The organism is Embleya sp. NPDC059237 (genome assembly GCF_042754105.1).
Classification (GTDB): domain Bacteria; phylum Actinomycetota; class Actinomycetes; order Streptomycetales; family Streptomycetaceae; genus Embleya.
The window spans coordinates 22642-37602 of record NZ_JBHZAE010000014.1; the positions used below are offsets into that span (position 1 = coordinate 22642).

Consider the following 14961-nt stretch of genomic DNA (forward strand, 5'->3'; position numbering starts at 1 on the left):
GATGGTCGACAAGGCGAACGCGGCCGTCGAGAACCGGCTCGACCACGATCGCCTGCTGGACATCGAGGACCTGACGGTCGAACTGCCCGGCGTCGGCGCGCGCCGCCCGGTGCTCGACGCGGTGCGCCTGTGCGTGGATCGCGGCGAAGTGGTGGGCCTGGTCGGCGAGTCCGGCTCGGGCAAGTCCACCGCCGCCAAGGCCGTGTTGCGGATGTTGCCGCGCGACGCGCGGATCCGCGGTCGGGTGGGCGTGGCCGGGCGCGATGTACTCACCCTGGACACCGGCGACCTGCGCGAACTGCGCGCCCGCCGGGTGGCCATGGTGCACCAGGACCCCCGCTCCTCGCTCAATCCGGTGCGCCGGATCGGCGACTTCCTGACCGAGCGGCTGATCCACACCCTGGGCCGGCCGAGGGCGCAGGCGTACGCCGAGGCACTGCGGCTGCTGGAAGCGGTGGGCATCGTGCGACCGGCCGAGCGGTTGCGGCAGTTCCCGCACGAGTTGTCCGGCGGGATGCTCCAGCGGGTGGTGATCGCGGCGGCGCTCGCGGGCGACCCCGAACTGCTGCTCGCGGACGAGGCGACGAGCGCGCTGGACGTGACGACCCAGGCCGAGATCCTGGCCATCCTGCGCGAACACCGCGCCCGGCGCGGCCTGGGCCTGCTGTTCATCACGCACGATCTGCACCTGGCCGCGGCCTACTGCGACCGGGTGTACGTGATGTACGCCGGACGGGTCGTGGAGGAGCGCACGGCCGAGCAGCTGTTCGCGGATCCTCGCCATCCGTACACGGCCGGACTCCTCGCCTGTACACCGGAGTTGGGCGATCCGCGCCCGATCCGGCCGATCCCGGGCCGGCCGCCGTCGCTGGACGACGCCTTCCCCGGCTGCCCGTTCGTCGCGCGCTGCCCGGCGGCGCAGGGCGCGTGCGAGACCTGGCGGCCGGTTGCCCGCGAACTCGACGGCGGCGGCAGCGTGATGTGCCGCCGCACCGACCTGGACCACCCCGTGGAGATGGTGCGCGCATGACCACGCCGGCTTTGGAAGTACACGGCCTGTGCCGCGAGTTCGCGCTGCCGGGCCGTCGTGGCGGCCGGACGGTCGCGGCCGACGACATCTCCTTCACCGTGCCGCCGGGCGGTTCGCTCGGCCTGGTCGGCGAGTCCGGCTCGGGCAAGACCACGATCGCGCGCATGTTGGTGGGCCTGGTCCGCCCGGACGCGGGCACCATCGCGGTGGACGGACATCCGCGCGCGCCACGCGCACGGGGCTCGGCGCAACGGCTGCGTCGGGCGCGCGAGATCCAGATGGTCTTCCAGGACCCGTACGTCTCGCTGGATCCCAGGCTCACCGCCGCGCAGTGCGTGGCCGGCGTACTGCGGCTGCACGGCGAGGCGGATCGTGACAAGCGGGTGCGTGAACTGCTCGACCAGGTCGGCCTGGGCACGCGCGAGGCCGACGCGCGTCCGCATCGGCTCAGCGGCGGACAGCGGCAACGGCTGTCCATCGCCCGGGCGTTGGCGGCCCGCCCGCGCGTCCTGGTGCTCGACGAGGCGGTCTCCGCGCTGGATGTGTCGATCCAGGCGCAGATCCTGCACCTGCTCACCGAGTTGCGCACGGAGACGAACGTCGCGCTGGTGTTCGTCAGCCACGACCTCGCGGTGGTGCAGCAGGTCACCGACGACCTGTTGGTGCTGTATCGGGGCGTGGCGGTCGAACAGGGCCGCACCGCCGACATCCTGACCGACCCGCGACACGCCTACACCCGGCTGCTGGTCGGCTCCGCACCGCGCCCCGGCTGGGACCCGGCCTCGGTCGGCGCACTGCGCGCGGAACTCGTCGAGTGAGACACGCGGTCGCCGGCGCGTCGGTTCGAGAGGCGGGCCTCGATGCCGTCGAGGATGAAGTCGAGGCCGGTTCGGAAGGTCTCGTCGGGGTCCGGGTGCGGGCCGTCACGGACGACCGATTCCAGCGCCGGGAATCGGCCGGTGGCGAAGACGCGTTCCAGATAGGGCCCGAAGGCGGCCTGCCACTGCCGCTTGTCCATCCCGGTGGCCCGCTCGGCGCGCCACTCGGTGATCTCGCGGCGCACCGCGCCGATCACGTACGCATCGACCGCGTCGACGGCCGGCACGACGATGTCCAGGCCGATGTCGCCCATCGCGGCCAGCACGGCCTCCCCCCGGGCCAGCGCATGCGGTCCGAGCCGGGGACGCCCACCGATCAGATCGGCGAACCATTCGTGCCGGTGGGCTGCCTGCCGGGTGGTCTCGGCCAGGGAGTGCAGCACCTCGCGCCAACCGTCCCCGACCGGCCGAATCTCCGCGTGAACCGCATCGACCATCAGGTCGAGCAACTCCTCCTTGGTGGCGATGTAGCCATACAGCCGCATCGGCCCGACGCCCAGCACGGCGGCCACCTTGCGCAGCGACACCGCCTCCAGGCCGTCCACATCCGCCAGCCCGATCGCCGCACCCAGAATCCGCTCCCGGCTCAACGGCGCCGGCACCGGCCGACTCGGCGGCTCCTCCCGCTCCCACACCAACATGCCGCCGACGATACATCGCCTGCATCGATACGACGTATTCCACCAATACGGCGCATCATCACCAGTCGTGACGACCACCACCCTTGCCGAAGCCGCCTCGGTTTTGATCCCATTCCGCGGCCGGCCCGGGAGAGGTCGAGGCGTGCCTCGTCGCCCTGCTCGACGTTCGGATGAGCCGTGACGCAGCCGACCGATGGGCCGCGCACCGGGTCCAGCGGGATGCCCTCGACGACGGCAGTCGGATCGAGTGGGACGAACCGACCTGGTGGGCGCCGGGGTCGTTGTACGGCGTCGACTCGAGACACGGCCCCGGCGAGGACCACCTCCACGACGACGACCGGGTACGGGAGTGGCCGACCGAGTTGCGGCGGCGCAGGCCCCGACCGGTCCGACCGACGAGTGCGGCCGGAGGTGGGCGGATATCCGCTCACCTCCGGCCGGGTTCGAGTCCGGTGGACGTCCCGGCCCTCCCCGTTGGGCGGGGTGCGATCCGGGTGTGGGTGCCGCATGGGGTTGGGCGGCGTGCTTTTCGGCCTGTGCTTCCGCCCCGTGTCGGATCCTCGGCCGATTGCGTCGCCTGTACCCATGTGGTCTCGCACCCGGAGTCCTCCACTGCGGCTCGAATCTGCTCGGCGGGCGGACGACGTTGTCCGTTCGCCTCGTTCCCGAAGCCTGGTCGATCCGGCGTCGTCTGAAAACGCCTTTCAGGCTGGGCCGAAACCCCCTGGTCGGAGCGCCGTCGAGGACGCACACTGTCGTGGTCCTCCCGATGAGGTACGCACCGAACGGGAGGTGGCATACAGCGCGTCTCGGACGAATCGCCCCCGACCCTCGGAGTACACGAGTGCTGCGGATCCACTTCACCGCGGAGGACCTGGCCCGGACCCGACTGGCCACGACGGTCGGTGCGGCGGCCGAGACCTACCACAGCCTGGAACTGCTGCACGGTCCGCGCAGACCGCTGCCCTTCCGGGCCTGGCGCGCCGAGGTGGCCGCGCGACTGGAGGCGGGGCCCGGTCCGCTCACCGCGCTGATGCCCGTCCGCGGCCCGGGCCTGGACCTGCGCACGCTGGTCGGGGACTCGCCCTCCCTCGACGAGGGCATCGAGAACCTGCTCGCGGTACCCGGCGCGCGATTACGCGCGGAACTGGCGGACCTGACCTTCGATCCCGCCTACTCGACCTGGGTGCGCGATTTTCTGGACGGCGCCCTCGAACCGCGCCGCGAGTTCGCCGAGGCGCTGCGGGCCGCTCATGCCGCGACCGTCGCGCCCTTCCACGAGCGGGTGCGCTCGCACCTGGAGGCGGCCCGCAGCCGCTACACCCGCGCCTTGCTCGACGGCGGTGTCGAGGGGCTGTTGGCCGGGTTGTACGTGCCGTTCATCCGGTGGAATCCGCCGGTCCTGGAGATCCGGCGACGCAAGGACCACGACATCGTGCTCGGCGGCCGGGGCCTGGTGATCGCACCGACGCTCTTCGTCTGGCGGGAATCGGCGGTGCTCTGGGACGTCCAGGACGAAACCGCGCCGTACGTGCTGGCCGTGCCCACGGTGCGCGACCTCCAGGACGGCGCCGCGCTGTGGCGGCCCGGTACGGGCGACGATCGCGCGCTCGGCGCACTCCTGGGGCAGACCCGGGCCGCCGCGCTGACCGTGATCAACGACGGTTGTACGACCACGGAGTTGGCCCGTCGGCTGAACGTCTCGGCGGCGTCCGCGAGCCAACACGCGACCGTGCTGCGCAACGCCCGGCTGATCACCACGACCCGTCGCGGCGGCGCGGTCCTGCACTCGCTGACCTCGCTGGGCCTGGAACTCCTCGGCGAAACCCCGCCGCGCGCCCGCCACCCGGCGCGGACCTGACCCGACCCGCCCATCACCGCCTGGACCACCCCGACTACCCGACGCTGGAAGCGGGCGCCACCGGCAGCCAACTCCCGCTCACCCGCTGACCGCACGCCGGCACCGAGGTCAGGGTTTGCGGGCGACGAAACCCCACTGGTCGACCGGGGTCGTGGTGACCGGCTCGTCGGGGCGCCACAGGGTGATCGAGCCGAAGCCGGGTCCGGCGAGGTCGAGTGGGCCGACGCCGATCCCGAACACGCTCCGGAGGCAGGGGAGTTCCGCGACCCGGTCGAGCCCCCGCAGACCCGGACGTGCCCGGCGCCGCCACGTCCTCCGGGCGCTACGCCGTCTCGGCCGCCGAGTCGTCGCCGATGATCGAGTCGACGGTGATCCAGTCCGGCGGCATCGTGGACGGCGTCTTCCAGAAGATGTCGAGCTTGCGGATCAGCCCGTCGTCGTTCAGCTCCAGGTAGTTGGCGAAGCGCATCGCGAGCGGCTCCTCGCCGGCGGCGTACGTGATGGTCTCCACGGCCTCGTTGAACGCGTAGCGGCCGTCGTCGCTGAGGAATGTGAAGCGCGACCGGAGCTCGTGGGCCCGGGTGCGGCCGATCACACCGGACACGAACGCGATGTACGCGTCCTTGCCCCGGCAGGTGTCCTCTTCGTTGTCGCGCATGCCGATGCGGACGAAATCATCGGCGAGAGTGGACGCGACGAGGTCCCAGTCGTGGCTGTCGACGCCCTTCCAGAAGTTCGCGACGGTCTTCGCCCGCTGCTCGCGGTCGCTCATGACGGCGGGTTCCTTTCTCTGGATTGCCCGGCCCTGCACCGAACCACAGTTGCGACACTGACGCAACCATCTTGCTAAAGTGGGCCCCGCCGGGCCGCCCGGCACCACACGACGCGACCGGGAAGCCCAGATGACCGACGCCACCCCCCAGCCCGACCCGCACCCCCGACTCAGCGAGGCCGCCATAGGCGGCGACTCGCCGCACGGTGCCTGGCTGCGCTCGGTCATCCCGCCCCTGCGCGATCTGGTGCGCGTATCCCGCGACGACCGCCTCGTCGAACGGGTGGGACGCGAGGCCGGCGTACGGGTCCCCACCCACCTGGTGCTCGCCCTGACCCGCATCGGCGACTTCCAGCCGGTACGCCTGTCCGACCTCGCGGACCGGATGGAGGTCGGCCGCACCACCCTCAGCCGTCAGGTCGCCGAACTCGTCGCCGCCGGATTCGTGCGGCGCACCCCCGACCCCGACGACGCCCGCGCCGCCGCCCTCGAACTCACCGACCACGGCGAGGAGACGCTGCGCCGGATCTGGGCGGCCTGGAGCGACGCCATCGCCGAAGTCACCCGCGACTGGCCCGAATCCGACCGCGAGGCCCTTCCCATACTGCTGGGCCGCCTCACCTCGGGACTGCAACGCCTGACCGAGAACGGACCGAAGTCCCCGACCCGGTAACGGCGGTCAGGCCGCCGTCGACGCCCCGGGCGCCGGCCCCGTGCTGGCCCGGATCAGCAGCGTCGGCTCCACCGCGGCCGGCTCCTGTGGCGCCGTCGGGTCGGCGATGTACCGCAGCAGCCGACCGACGGCGAGGGCTCCCATCTGCCCGAACGGCTGGGCCACGGTGGTCAGGGACGGCGAGCAGTATTCGGCCAGCGGGATGTCGTCCACACCCACCACGGACACGTCCGCCGGCACCCGGCGGCCGAGTTCGTGCAGCGCCCTGATCACCCCGAAGGCCATCTCGTCGCTGGCCACGAAGACCGCCGTGACGTCGGGGATCTTGCCCAGGATCAGGCCGTGGTGATAGCCGGAGGCGGGGGACCAGTCGCCCACCAGCTCCGGCGGCACCGACCGACCCTCCTCCTCCAGGGTCGCGACCCGGCCCCGCGAGCGGCCCGCCGCGTCGTGCCACTCCTGCGGCCCGGCGACGTGCCAGACGCTCTCGTGCCCGAGGTCGAGCAGGTGCCGGGTGGCCAACCGGCCCACCGACTGCTGGTCGACGGCGACCACTTCGGTCGCCGCCGTGCGCGAGCCGTCGACGGTGATGGTGGGCACCACGGAGGTGAGCTGTTCGATGCGCCGGCTGACGTGGATCAGCGGCACCGCGAGGATGACGCCCTCGACGTGCTGCTCGGACAACCGGACCAGCGCGGCCTCGATCGCGGAGGTGTCCAGCGAGGCGGTGGTGGCGGTGCTCACGGTGTAGCCGGCCTCGTCGGCGGCGCGTTCGATGCCGACGGTGAGGGCGGTTCGGGAGTAGAAGCCGGTCTGGAGGGTGACCACGCCGAGGGAACGGCTGCGCCCCGAGGACAACACCCGGGCGGCGTTGTTCTTGCGGTAGCCGAGCTGGTCCACGGCGACCAGCACCTTCGCGCGGGTTTCGGCCTGGACGTTCGGATGGCCGGCCAGAGCGCGGGAGACGGTCTGCGCGGAGACGCCGGCGACTCGGGCGACGTCGGCCATCCCGGGTGGCCGGGCGGTGTCACGTGGCCTGTCGTTCGCCATGGGGATCCTCCCCCGTCGAGCCGCCGGGGGTCCTCCCGGTCGAGCCGCCTTGATATCGATGCCAGTCGATCACAAATGAAATATCGATTCAAGGCGGCCCGATCGATCCCCGCGCCGGGATCGATAACATCCGGAGGTCCGTCAGGTGATCGTCCACCGCTGGAGCGGCGATCCGGTGTCCGTCTGCTGCGTTACTGCGGCGCCGTTCGCGGTCGAGCCGGTGGTGAGCAGTAGTCCGCTGTGTACGGAGGCGACGGTGTAGTCCCCGGCGGGCAGCCCGGTCAGGGTCCACCGCTGGTTGTCGCGGCCGGTGCAGGTCCACTGGACGACCTTGGCGCCGGCCGTGGTCGCGGCGCCCTCGACGTCGGCGCACAGCCCGGATTCGGCGTTGGCCAGTTCGTAGGAGCCGTCGCTTTGCCGGGTGAAGCGCCAGCTCTGGTTGAGGCCGCCGCCGGCGGTCCAGGTGATCAGCGAAGTGCCGGGCGTGGTGCTGTGATTCGGGTCGTCGAGGGCCTTGCCGCCGGTGGTGAGGGTGTGGGTGCCGCTCAGGTCGCCCAGCCCGGTGCCGACCGCGGCGATGGTCAGGGTCTGCTCGGCGGCGGTACGGCCCGCGCCGACGCCGCTGCCGGTGGTGTCGGTCCAGGCGCGGACCGGGGTCGTCTCGGCGAGTCGGCCGGATGTCCCCGAGAGACCGACGACCAGTCCGCTGTAGCGGTTGACCAGCCGGTACGTCCCGGTGGCCGCGCCGTCGGCGGCGGTGCCGGGGATGACGAACCACTGCTGACCCAGGCTCGGCCCGCCGGCACCGACCGCCGTGACGGTGGGGGTGGTTCCCCAGGCGCGGCCCGCGGCCGGGGTGGTCGGGACGCCGAGGAGTCGGCCGGTGGCGGCGTTGGTGATGCGGTAGGAGCCGTCACCGTTGGCGGCGAAGCTCCACGCCTCCAGACTTGATCCGGTGGCGGCCGGCAGGGACGTGGTGGCCGAGCCGCCCGACACCTGGGCCAGGACCCGGCCGCTCCCGCCACCGATGCGGTACGTCTTCGCGGGGTCGAACGGGGCGACGGCGGGCGCCGAGCTGCCGATGTCGACGTTGACGTATTCGGACGAGGATCCGCCGGAGCAGCCGAAGGAGCAGTAGGAGCGGAAGTTCTTGCCGACGATCACGGAACTCGTCTTGCTCGCGCCGTCGAGGAACCAGCGGTACCACGAAGCCGTGTGGTAGCCGCCGGTGTCGCCGATGAGCTTCCACTTCTGGGTGGCGAGATTGTCGGTGGCGTAGAACTGCTGCGGCGCGTTCCCGCTCTGGTCGACCGCCTGCGGTTGCCCGATGTACAACCCCAGATAGGCGTTGTACGTGATGTCCATGACGAACAGCGGCGAGGTCGGCGGCGCGGTGCCGGCCGCGACCTGCTGAGCGACCGTGCCGGTGTTGGCCGGGTCGTACTCCTTCGAAGTGGGCGTGTAGCCGACGGAGTTGGTGGCGTCCACCGGTACCGCGTTGCTTTCCTTGCCGCCCACGCCGGGCTGCGACCAGGCGCCGTCGTACCACTTCTGCCAGGTGCCGGTCGCCATCTTCCCCGAGATGGGCGCCCGGGCCACGTGGGCGTAGAACGCCTTCCAGCCGCCGTTCTTGTCCACCACGCGCGAGCCGTAGAAGGCGTAGAAGTAGCCGGAGGCGGTGTCCACGTAGAGCCGTTGGTCGCCGTCGCCGTAGGAGTAGGTCTGGTTCGGGAAGGCGGCGGTGTCACCCCGCTTGGTGCTGTAGGGCGACGTGATGGCGTGGTCCTTGATTGTCCACGTCCGGCCCTGGTCCCGGGAGACCGCGTAGTCGATGGAGTCGAAGTGCACACCGTCGCCGAAGGGTTGCGGGCTGAACTCGTTGTGTACCAGCCCATACCAGTCGCCGGTGTCCGGGTCGACCCACATCCCGGTCAGATCGCAGAAGTTGCGCTGCGAGTACCCCGAACCGGCGGGCGCGTACGTAGACTCCACGCCGGTGGGGCTGTTGTTGCAGAAGGCGGTCGTGTTCGCGTTCGTGCCGGCGTTGCCGATCGTGTCGGAGAAGCGGGCCGAGTCGAAATCGGTCCCGGTGAAGAAGCTCCACGCGCGGCTCTGCGTTGCGCCGTAGAGGGAATGGGCCTGCTGGAAGTAGAAGGTGCCGTCCTTGTCGATGTAGGGGTTGGCCGGGGTGTCGTCCGGGTGCGTCCACGACCCCTTGGCGCCGACGGTCACGGAGTAGGTGGGGGCGGTCGCGGTTGCCGGCGCCGAAGCCGACTCCGCCGCGGAAGCCGTACCCGCCGAAGCCGAGCCGCCGCTCGCGAACGCCAGGGCCGTGCCGAGGACCGCCGCGATGATTCTTCCGGGAGGTGACATCTCTCTCCGTTCTCCAACGCCCCACCGCAGCACCTGCGGACGGTGCGTTCTGATATCGATATCAGCGTGGATCGCTCGGTCGTGGCGGCCCGTAGAGGCCGGACTTCCGAGGGGAAAGCGAGTACGTCGTGCCGGCGAGCGCGCGCCCACGCCAGGAACTATGGCAGAGGATGTTATCGATGCCAATGGTCTTGGCCGGGCGACCATACGCAAAAGGCCGCCTTCCCGGTTCCGGGAAGACGGCCTTCGGCCCGCGTACGTGCGCCGCTAGATCACCAGGCTCAGCAACGCCGCGACCGCGAAGCCCGCCACCGACAACACGGTTTCGAGGACCGTCCAGGACTTGAGGGTGTCGCGCTCGGAGATGCCGAAGTACTTGGCGACCATCCAGAACCCGCCGTCGTTGACGTGGGAGGCGAAGATGGAGCCCGCGGAGATCGCCATGATGATCAGGGCGAGGTGGGCCTGCGACATGTCCTGGCCCTCGACCAGGGGCACGACGATGCCCGAGGTGGCGACGATGGCGACGGTCGCCGAACCCTGGGCGACGCGCAGGACCACCGAGATCAGCCACGCGAGGACGATGACCGGGAGGCCGACGTTGTCGAAGGTCGTCGCGAGCGCGTTCGCGATACCCGACGCCTTGAGGACCGCGCCGAAGACCCCGCCCGCGCCCACGACCAGCAGGATGTTCCCGACGGGCTTGAGCGAGGCGGTCGACACCGTTTCGAGTGACTTGCGGGACCAGCCCCTGCGGATGCCGAGCAGGTAGTACGCGAGGATCAGCGCGATCGTCAGGGCGACGAAGGGGTTGCCGAAGAACTCGATGACCGAACGCACGGTCGACGGGTCGAAGGCGATGGAGGAGAACGTCGCGCCCAGGATCAGGATGAGCGGCGTGCCGATGATGGCGAGAACCGTACCGAGCGCGACGGGCTTCTCCGGCGGCTCGATGCCCGAGGCGGCCTGCTCGGCGGCGACGGCGGCCTTCGCCTCCGCGGCGGCCTCGACCATGTCGTGCGGGACGTCGACGAAGATGCGCTTGCCGATCCACGCGGCGTACGCCCAGGCGGCCAGCACGGCGGGGATGCCCACGACGACGCCCATGAGGATGACCCAGCCGAGCGAGACGTCGAACAGCCCCGCCGCGGCCACGGGTCCGGGGTGCGGCGGCAGGAACGCATGGGTCATCGACAGACCGGCGAGCAGCGGCATCGCGTACAACAGGATCGACTTGCCGGAGCGCTTGGCGGCGGCGTAGACGATCGGCGCCAGTACGAAGATGCCGACGTCGAAGAAGACCGGGACACCGAAGATGAGGCCGGTCAGGCCCATGGCGAGCGGCGCGCGCTTTTCGCCGAAGAGGTTCAGCAGGCGGGTGCTCAGCACCTCCGCGCCGCCGGACACCTCGAGGATCGCGCCGAGCATCGTGCCCAGGCCGATGATGATCGCCACATGGCCGAGAATGCCGCCCATGCCCGACTCGATGACCGAGACGGCGGCGGACTTCTGGACGGTACCGAAGAGTTCGGTGACGGACAGCCCCGCGCCGAGGCCGACGGCTATGGAAACCGCGAGCAGCGCGACGAACGGCTGAAGCCTGACCTTGATGATCAGGTAGAGAAGGAGCGCGATGCCGAGCGTCGCGACGGTCAGCAGGGCGGCCGTGCCGTCGAACAGGAGCAGCAGACCGCCGGTGTGCGGTGGGGACTTCGGGGGCGGCGTCGAAGCCGGCAGCGTGGACAGCACGGAGGGGACCTCATGGATTCCGGGCACGTGGGGCAGGGGGACCGCGGCACGGCGCCATGGGGGAGGAGGGCGCCGTGCCGTGGGGGACAGCCGGGAACGATCGGGGCAAGGGGGCTCAGCCGAGAACGGCGAGCGCGTCGATCTCGATGAGCAGACCCGCGGGGAGGCCGACGTAGACGGTGGTGCGGGCGGAGGCGGGCGCGGTCAGGCCCTGCTCCTCGAAGTACGCGTTGTAGATCTCGTTCATCTCGGCGAAGTGGCCGGTGTCGGTCAGGTAGACGCGCATCATCATCACGTCGTCCCAGCTCGCGCCGCCCTCCTCCAGGATCGCCTTGACGTTGGCGAAGGTCTGAAGGGTCTGCTCGCGCAGGGTCGGACCGGCGGGGGTGGGCGCCTGGCCCTCGACGGCCGGGAGGAACCCGACCTGGCCGGCGACCTGGAGGATGTTGCCCTTGCGCACGCCGTGGGAGAACTTGGCGGGCGGCGCGGTGTGCGTGGCGGGGGTGATCGCGGTCTTTTCGAGCTTGTCGGTCATGAACATGCCTTCGTGGTCGGGGCGGTGATCGAGCGCTGATCGCCCGGTCGTCGGGCGGTCAGCGCGGGGGGTGGGCGGTGCCCGAGTACTCCCGCGTGATGGCGTCGGCGGTGCGGCGTACCAGCGGGAGCAGGCTCAGGAGTTCCTCGGCGGTGACGACGACATTCGGCGCGGAGACCGACATGGCGGCGACGACCAGACCGTCCGCACCGCGGACGGGGGCCGCGATGCAGTTGATGGACTCCTCGTGGCCACCGAGGTCGGTGGCCCAGCCCTGTTCGCGGACGGTCGCCAGTTCCCTGAGGAACGCGGCGGCGTTCGGTATCGAACGGGACGTGTACATGGGGTAGTCGAGCCGCTCGGCGACGGCGCGCCGTTCGGGCTCGGGCAGGTCGCCGAGGAGCAGCTTGGCGACGGCGGCGACGGTGATCGCGACCGGCTTGCCCACACGCGAGTACATCCGCACCGGGTAGCGGCTCTCGACCTTGTCGATGTAGAGGACCTCGTTCTCCTCGTACACCGCGAGGTGCACGGTGTGCCCGCACTGCTCGTTGAGCGCGACCAGGTGCGGGTGCGCGATCTCGCGGACGTCGAGGTTCTCGACGGCCTCTTGGGCGAGCGCGAACAGGCGCGCGCCGAGGCGGTAGCGCTGGTCCTGCTGGCGGTAGACGAGACCGTGCTCGTGCAGGGTGCGGAGCAGACGCAGTGCGGTGGACTTGTGGACGCCGAGGCGCTCTGCGACCTGTCCGAGGTCCGCGGGCCCCTGGGCCAGCAGCGGCAGGATGCTCAGCGCGCGGTCGACGGTCTGGCTCATGGCGTACATACCTCCCGGTCCGCCCCGGTGGCGGTGGCCTCGGTCCAGCCGGGGCCGAGACGCAGTCTGCCCCAGGCCGCGTCGTCCAGGGCCGCGAGGCGATCGGCGACGGCGCGCGGCGGCGGGACGGCGAGGTCGCCCGCGACGGTGAGGGCGGCGGCGGCCATGAGGTGGCCGTGGCGGATGCGCCGGCGTACCGGCAGGCCGCGCAGGGTCGCGGACAGGAACCCGGCCGCGAAGGCGTCGCCCGCACCGACGGGAGCGGCGATGTCGACGGTGAGGGCCGGTACGAACACCGACGGCCCGTCGTCGGTGAAGACGGTGGCGCCCGCGCCGCCCTGCTTGACGACGACCACGCCCGGCTCGGGGAGCGCGGCCCGAATCGCGCTCGCGCCGCGGATGTTCCACGCGGCCGCGGCCTCGTCCTCGCCGACGAAGACCAGGTCGGCGCCGCGCGCCAGGTCGAGCAGGACGGTGGGGTCGGCCGCCACGCTCCGGCGCTCGTCCCAGAGGTTCACGCGGTAGTTGACGTCGAAGGACACGAGGGGCCGACCGGGCCGGCGGCGGGTCGCCTCGCCCAGGAGCGCGAGGCAGTCGTCGGAGAGGGCGGCGGTGATGCCCGAGACGTGCAGGATGCGGCCCGACCACAGGTCCCGGTCGGGGACGACGCGGGGCGACATGGCGGAGGCCGCGGAGCCGGCGCGGTAGTAGAGGACTTCCGCGACGGGTTCGGTGACGGTTTCCGCGTCGCGTTCGGCTTCGACGCCGGCCGGCGTGACCCGGTCGCCGTCCCCGACGGCGCGTTCGCCGGCGGTGCGGAAGTAGATGCCGGTCGGGCGGAGCCGGTCGCGCTGCACGGCCGACGTGTCGACCCCGTACGCCGCGACCGCCTCGACGAGGTGGTCGCCGAAGCCGTCGGTGCCGACCCGGCTGAGCCAGCGCGTACGGTGCCCGGCCGCGGCCAGCGCGCACGCCACGTTGGACTCGGCGCCGCCTATGCCGCGCTCGAAGGACGGAACGTCGGCGAGGCGACCGGAGCGTGTGGGCAGGAACGTGACCATGGACTCGCCGAGGCAGACGACGTCGACGGTTGCCGGTGCGGTCACGCTCACGATCGCTCGGGCTCCTGGTTCATCGGATGATCGCAGATCATCGGGCGGTCGCATCCGCCTCGTCGACGGCCGCGCGACGCCGACCATTGACCCGGCGTTGGCTCGGATGTTAGACAGCAGCGAGCGATATACGCAATGGCCGTTGCACAGGATGCAACGATACTCCGGAGGTGCCCATGGCCGTCGACAACGCCGTCGGACGGCTCGCCAGGCTCGCGGACGAGCGTGTCGACCACCGTTTCAAGGGCCTGCCGCCGGACGCCGAGGGCCTGACCGTCGGCGAACTGGCCGCCGAGCGGCGCAACCTGTTCACAGGCGGCTTCACCACGCCGGTCCTGGCCCTGTCCGCCGAATCCGTCGAGCACAACCTCGCCCTGATGGAGACGTACGCACGACGGCACGGCCTGGCGTTCGCCCCGCACGGCAAGACGTCGATGGCGCCGCAGTTGTTCGCCCGCCAACTCGAGCACGGCGCGTGGGGCATCACGGTGGCCGTCCCGCACCAGGCCCGGGTCGCCCGCGCGTTCGGCGTCCCGCGGATCTTCCTCGCCAACGAGGTGGTCGACGCGGCGGCGCTGCGCTGGGTGGCCGCCGAACTCGACGCGGACCCGGACTTCCGGTTCCTGTGCTACGTCGACTCCGTGCGCGGCGTCGCGTTGATGGACGCCGCGCTGCGCGCCGCCGGGGCCCGCCGCCCGGTCGACGTGGTCGTCGAACTCGCGGCGGGCGAGGGCGCCCGCACCGGAGCCCGGACCGAGAGCGAGTGCGCCGAGATCGCCGACGCGGTCGCCGCCTCCCCGGTCCTGCGCCTCGTCGGCGTCGCCGGCTACGAGGGCGAGGTGCCGCGGGCCGACGGCGACCGCGTGCGTGCGTGGCTGCGCCGACTGACGTCCCTGGCCGCCGAGTTCGACAAGCGGGGCCGCTTCGAGCAGCTCGACGAGATCGTGCTCAGCGCGGGCGGCAGCGCCTGGTTCGACGCAGTGGCCGACGTCTTCGCCGAGCTTCCCGCGCTGTCCCGCCCGGTCCTGAAACTGCTGCGCTCCGGAGCGTACGTCTCGCACGACGACGGCCACTATCGCCACCTCACGCCGTTCAACCGGGTCCCCGACGAGGGCGTCCTCCAGCCGGCCTTCCGGCTGTGGGCCCAGGTCGTCTCCCGCCCGTCCGCGACACAGGCGTTCGTCAACGCCGGCAAGCGCGACGCCGCGTACGACCTCGACCTGCCGGAAGCACAGGTGGTGCGCTCCGCGCGGGACGGCTCGACGCGTCCCGCCGCCGGCATCGCCGTCACCGGCCTCTCCGACCAGCACGGCTGGATCACCACCGACGCCGACGCCGAGTTGGAGGTGGGCGACTGGCTCGGGATGGGCCTGTCGCACCCGTGTACGTCCTTCGACAAATGGCAGCTGATCCCGTTGGTCACCGCCGACGGCACCGTGACCGACTACATCCACACCCTGTTCTAGGAGCCGT

The 14961-nt window shown here is 71.5% G+C and carries 13 protein-coding genes and 1 pseudogene; 5 read left to right on the plus strand and 9 right to left on the minus strand.

The features are described from left to right. Position 1 precedes the first annotated feature (1 nt). Together ACFXKZ_RS35365 and ACFXKZ_RS35370 are read left to right on the plus strand one after the other, a co-directional pair. On the plus strand, positions 2-1030 hold the full coding sequence (locus ACFXKZ_RS35365) for an ABC transporter ATP-binding protein (RefSeq protein WP_380006855.1): 1029 nt from the start codon (positions 2-4) through the stop codon (positions 1028-1030). After that, positions 1027-1848, plus strand: a complete 822-nt coding sequence (locus ACFXKZ_RS35370; RefSeq protein ID WP_380006160.1) for an ABC transporter ATP-binding protein — start codon at positions 1027-1029, stop codon at positions 1846-1848. Before ACFXKZ_RS35365 ends, ACFXKZ_RS35370 begins: the two co-directional genes overlap by 4 nt. On the opposite strand, the gene ACFXKZ_RS35375 is transcribed toward ACFXKZ_RS35370, so the two are convergent. Then, entirely contained in the window at positions 1761-2549 is a 789-nt protein-coding gene (locus ACFXKZ_RS35375) for a TetR/AcrR family transcriptional regulator (RefSeq protein ID WP_380006162.1), read from the minus strand. The two genes, ACFXKZ_RS35370 and ACFXKZ_RS35375, sit on opposite strands and share 88 nt — an antisense overlap. A gap of 844 nt (positions 2550-3393) precedes the next feature. Here ACFXKZ_RS35375 and ACFXKZ_RS35380 point away from each other — a divergent pair. Further along, a complete protein-coding gene (locus ACFXKZ_RS35380; protein WP_380006164.1) occupies positions 3394-4410 on the plus strand; it encodes an ArsR/SmtB family transcription factor in 1017 nt (338 codons plus the stop codon). A gap of 108 nt (positions 4411-4518) precedes the next feature. Here the strand turns inward: ACFXKZ_RS35380 and ACFXKZ_RS35385 are convergent. Further along, positions 4519-4626 (minus strand): annotated as a pseudogene (locus ACFXKZ_RS35385) (SAM-dependent methyltransferase); the annotation flags it as partial. A 106-nt stretch (positions 4627-4732) separates the two neighbouring features. Next, the gene (locus ACFXKZ_RS35390; protein WP_380006166.1) at positions 4733-5182 is read right to left on the minus strand and encodes a nuclear transport factor 2 family protein; all 450 of its coding nucleotides are present in this window, start codon (positions 5180-5182) and stop codon (positions 4733-4735) included. 130 nt (positions 5183-5312) lie between these two features. Between ACFXKZ_RS35390 and ACFXKZ_RS35395 the strand changes: the two genes are divergently transcribed. Further along, entirely contained in the window at positions 5313-5855 is a 543-nt protein-coding gene (locus ACFXKZ_RS35395) for a MarR family winged helix-turn-helix transcriptional regulator (protein ID WP_380006168.1), read from the plus strand. A gap of 6 nt (positions 5856-5861) precedes the next feature. On the opposite strand, the gene ACFXKZ_RS35400 is transcribed toward ACFXKZ_RS35395, so the two are convergent. From ACFXKZ_RS35400 to ACFXKZ_RS35425, 6 genes are all read right to left on the minus strand, one after another. Next, positions 5862-6905 (minus strand): LacI family DNA-binding transcriptional regulator, encoded by a 1044-nt coding sequence (locus tag ACFXKZ_RS35400; RefSeq protein WP_380006170.1) that lies wholly within the window; start codon positions 6903-6905, stop codon positions 5862-5864. A 141-nt stretch (positions 6906-7046) separates the two neighbouring features. Continuing rightward, positions 7047-9278: an RICIN domain-containing protein gene (locus tag ACFXKZ_RS35405; RefSeq protein ID WP_380006172.1), complete on the minus strand. Its 2232-nt coding sequence runs from the start codon at positions 9276-9278 to the stop codon at positions 7047-7049. 267 nt (positions 9279-9545) lie between these two features. After that, positions 9546-11054 carry a GntP family permease gene (locus tag ACFXKZ_RS35410; protein ID WP_380006174.1) on the minus strand — a complete coding sequence of 503 codons (1509 nt, stop codon included), beginning with the start codon at positions 11052-11054 and terminating at the stop codon, positions 9546-9548. Between the two features lie 88 nt (positions 11055-11142). Next, positions 11143-11562, minus strand: a complete 420-nt coding sequence (locus ACFXKZ_RS35415; protein WP_380006176.1) for a RidA family protein — start codon at positions 11560-11562, stop codon at positions 11143-11145. A 58-nt stretch (positions 11563-11620) separates the two neighbouring features. Further along, the gene (locus ACFXKZ_RS35420; RefSeq protein WP_380006178.1) at positions 11621-12376 is read right to left on the minus strand and encodes an IclR family transcriptional regulator; all 756 of its coding nucleotides are present in this window, start codon (positions 12374-12376) and stop codon (positions 11621-11623) included. Beyond that, a complete protein-coding gene (locus tag ACFXKZ_RS35425) occupies positions 12373-13542 on the minus strand; it encodes a sugar kinase (RefSeq protein WP_380006180.1) in 1170 nt (389 codons plus the stop codon). Before ACFXKZ_RS35425 ends, ACFXKZ_RS35420 begins: the two co-directional genes overlap by 4 nt. A gap of 122 nt (positions 13543-13664) precedes the next feature. On the opposite strand from ACFXKZ_RS35425, the gene ACFXKZ_RS35430 reads away from it, so the two are divergent. Then, the gene (locus ACFXKZ_RS35430; RefSeq protein ID WP_380006182.1) at positions 13665-14954 is read left to right on the plus strand and encodes an amino acid deaminase; all 1290 of its coding nucleotides are present in this window, start codon (positions 13665-13667) and stop codon (positions 14952-14954) included. Positions 14955-14961: the final 7 nt, after the last annotated feature.